This window comes from Mesorhizobium sp. M7A.F.Ca.US.005.03.2.1 (assembly GCF_003997795.1).
GTDB lineage: Bacteria > Pseudomonadota > Alphaproteobacteria > Rhizobiales > Rhizobiaceae > Mesorhizobium > Mesorhizobium ciceri.
The window spans coordinates 1-3,596 of sequence record NZ_RZRP01000659.1; the positions used below are offsets into that span (position 1 = coordinate 1).

2 protein-coding genes are annotated in these 3,596 nt (G+C 59.3%); one reads left to right on the forward strand and one right to left on the reverse strand.

Annotated features, from left to right (window positions below; translation table 11 throughout):
• A partial coding sequence (locus EN991_RS27765) for a DMT family transporter (protein WP_164769411.1) occupies positions 1-540 on the reverse strand: 540 nt, incomplete at its 3' end.
• Between the two features lie 151 nt (positions 541-691).
• Here EN991_RS27765 and EN991_RS27770 point away from each other — a divergent pair.
• Positions 692-2,674 (forward strand): BTAD domain-containing putative transcriptional regulator, encoded by a 1,983-nt coding sequence (locus EN991_RS27770; protein WP_127369951.1) that lies wholly within the window; start codon positions 692-694, stop codon positions 2,672-2,674.
• Positions 2,675-3,596 lie beyond the last annotated feature (922 nt).

Here is a 3,596-nt window from a genome sequence, read left to right on the forward strand (position 1 = left end):
CTGTGTCGCGGCAGCGGTGAACGGCCGCGCATGCACCTGCATGTGCCGGCCCAGCTCGACTGCCCAGAGCGCATAGCAGGCAGCCGAGAGCACAGCGGTAAGATCGCCACTGCTGAACCCGGCTATCCCATCCGACAACAGCAGGGCTCCAACAAGGGTCAATCCGGCGGCGATTGTAAGACTCGCTGTCGGACGTTCGCCTACGAGAAACCAGGCGGCCAGCGGTGTCATTACCGTTGCCGTGCTTACCAGGAAGCTCGCATTGGTGACGGAGGCCCCGAGATAGCAAAGCTGCTGGAGCGTGATGGAGATGGCAAACAGCGCGCCCACCTTGGCCAAGCTGGAAAAATAGTCCGGCCCGAGCGGAAGCCGCTTCTCCATGAAGACAAAGGGCAGCACAAGCAGCCCGCCGATCAGGCATCGCAGACCCACAGCACTCAGCGCGTCGAGATGCACAAGCACCATCTTTTGCGAGACATTGCCGAAGCCCCACAAAGCGGCTGCAAACAGCAGCAGCAAATTGGCTCTTGTCCTGGACACGCGCCCCCCTCGAACCAAGCCTTTCGTTGACTTGGTCGCCTTAATTTAGCAAAGCCTAAACAGCCTGCCGTTACGGCAGCGCTTGAGCGCGAAGGCCGACTGTTGCGAAGCGTTAGTTTTGAGTTAGGATTTCGTCAGGCTGGGATAGCAAATGCAAAGTGAGGACAGCGGCGCTGCAAATAGAATCTCACTCTTCGGCGGTTTCCGGATTGAAAATGAAACGGCCGGCCCGCTTCGGCTGACCGGGAAACGAGGGCCGGCAATCATCGCCTATCTGGCCCGGTGTCCGGGCATGGCGGCGACGCGGGAGAGGCTGGCTGACCTCCTATGGGGCGACAGCGACGCTGAACATTCGCGCAACAGCCTTCGGCAGGCCCTCAGTGTCCTGCGCCAGGATCTGGCGCGAGAGGGGGTGGATCTCATCCATTCCAGCGGTGAGTTGATCGCCCTGAGGCCAGAGCTGGTTCAAGTCGACGCGGAGAAGTTCGAAACGGGTCTCTCGGCCCGTTCCGCCCAGGAGCTGGCGAAGGCCTTGGCGAACTACACCGGGCCCTTCCTCGACGGGCTTTATTTGGGAAGCAATGCGTTCGATGACTGGATCACATCGGAACGCGACAGGCTGCTCGGCCGCGCGCTTGAGTCCTTCGAAAAACTGGCCCGTCTCGTCGACCCCGATGCCGGGCTGATCCTGGCCGATCGTATTCTGACCATGGAACCGACACGGGAAGAATCCTATCGGCTCAAGATGGAATTGCTGCTCGCATGTGGCCAACGCGACAGGGCAATCAGGACATACGAAGCCTGCAGAAGCATGCTGAAGAAGGAGTTCGGCGTCGAAGCCGGCCCTGAAACGCGGGCGCTTTGGCAATCTCTGTTGCTTGCCGCCGACGACGCTTCAAATGTGCAGTCGACAAATGGTGTTCCGTCCAGCCAGCGCCTTGGGCGTCCGTCCATCAGCGTTGCCGACTTCGTTAATCTGACCGGAAAGCAAGGCGACGACTTTTTCGCCAAGGGCCTTGTCCAGGACATCACGACAGCCCTCTCCGGAGTGGCCGACTATGTCGTGCTCGCCGCGCTTCCGTCCGAGAAGAGCGGCCCAGGCGAAGAAGCCAAGACACCAGGGATACTCCGGGCGCGATATATGCTCAGCGGCAGCGTCCAGAGATCCGGCAATGGGTTGAGGGTGAATGTCCAGCTCGTCGATGCCGCCGGCGGCCACCATGTCTGGGCCCAGAAGTTCGACGGCCACTCCGAGAACGCGCTCGAATTCCAGGACAGGATCGCACAGTCTGTTGTTCTTGCCGTGATCCTCGAACTTCAACTGACCAACTGGAAGGTTCGAGACAAAAGCCCGCCAGGGATCCCTGAAGTGCGCAGGCTGGTGAACGAAGCCCTCATGAAATATTTTGAGATGACTCGGGACTCACTTTTGGTCGGGATAGAGCTCGCCGAGAAGGCCTTTTCGATAGGTCCCGACAACGCCCGTGCAAAGCGGACGCTCTCAATCGTAATATCCATGGGCGTGGCGTTTGGTGCGCTGCCTCGGGAGCGTGGGGTGATCGAGCGTGCGGTCGAGCTTGCGGAAGCCGCAGTGCGGGCGGTACCGGACGATGAAATTGCCCGATGTATTCTGTCGTTCGCTCTCGAAAGTTGCGGTCGCATCGACGAGGCGATCGCCGAATGCCGCCACGCGATCAGCCTCAACCCAAGCTACCCGACTGGCCACGGCGATATTTCGATGCTCTTTGCGTTGCGCGGACAGGTCGACGAAGCGGTGCGTGAGGCCAACGAAGCAATCCGGCTCGGAACGCACGATGTCATTGACTTCTGGCGCCACCACGGCCTGGTTGTGGCGCTCTTCGCTGGCGGAGACAACCAGCGGGCGCTCGAAGCCGCCCGCAAAGTGGTCAGGACAAAGCCTGGCTTCGTTCGCGGCGCCCTTTATTGGGCCGCGACCGCGTCGGCCACCGGAAACAACGAAGAAGCGTCCCGGGCCATCCACCATTGCCTGTCACAACTTCCGCATCTCAATCTGAGCAACGTCTGCCCTGGCTTTGTGCCGCGCTATGTAAAGGATCATCATCATTCCCGGTTCCTTGAGATGCTGTCGAGGGCTGGCCTTCCCAGTTCCTAGCCACATCGTTGGCGCAGACACCGTCATACGAAGCTGGAGGGTTCCGTCCTCCGCCCAGGCATCGAAAGCAGACGACGCGTTGGCAATTCCGGCCAGGTCGACCTATACGCTACCCTGCGATTGAGGTATTCGACGCCCCACGCCGTGGCGCCGGCCAGTCATCCGCCGATTTGCGGCTTGGGCCTATCATGGCGCGTGATAGAGCCCGTACGACGCGATCCAACCTGTCGAAGTTATGAAGCATGAAAGATTATCAAAGGTTTAGGATAGCCATAGCGCCCATGATGGACTGGCCGGATACCTGAACATAATCAACTGGTTACGGAACATTGTGTGCAAAAAACGCACAAGAAAGTTCTGCTTCTCTTCTTTTTTCGTTCCTACGAGGGAGCCGCCGGTAGCCCTTTCGGACGCTCTTCTGCCGACGATATTGACCGCCCCAATGCGAATGTTCGCCGGTGTATTCGTAAACCTCATTGTCCGCAGCGCCGTTCAGTCTGCTTGGGTTTCCTAGAAGCTTTTCGAATTTTCTGTCTTGCGGCTCCCGTCGAGATGCGGGCCCTCTGGAGGAGGTCGGGGTGTTTTGGATCCGCTGTGGTGCAACCTTGATCCAAGCATTTATGGGGGTTCGAGTCGGTAGAGGGCTACCGCCAATTCACCGCTGCTACCGAGTTCGTCTGTTGAATGTACTCGCAAGCAGGGACGACAGAATCACATCCTGTCCCCTGGCTGTGGCGGCCGGCTGATTTGAACTGTCATCAGAGGCCCGCAAAGTTCCCGTAAACCAGACATGCAAACGATAACACTTGAGGCCGCGGTTGCGCCAGGTTCGGCGAATCTTCCATGTGCCGCACGCCACCTTGGCTCCCGGCCTTCATTGTCGTACCCTCGCGTCGCAAAGTCAGCGTGTGCAGAGGAGGCG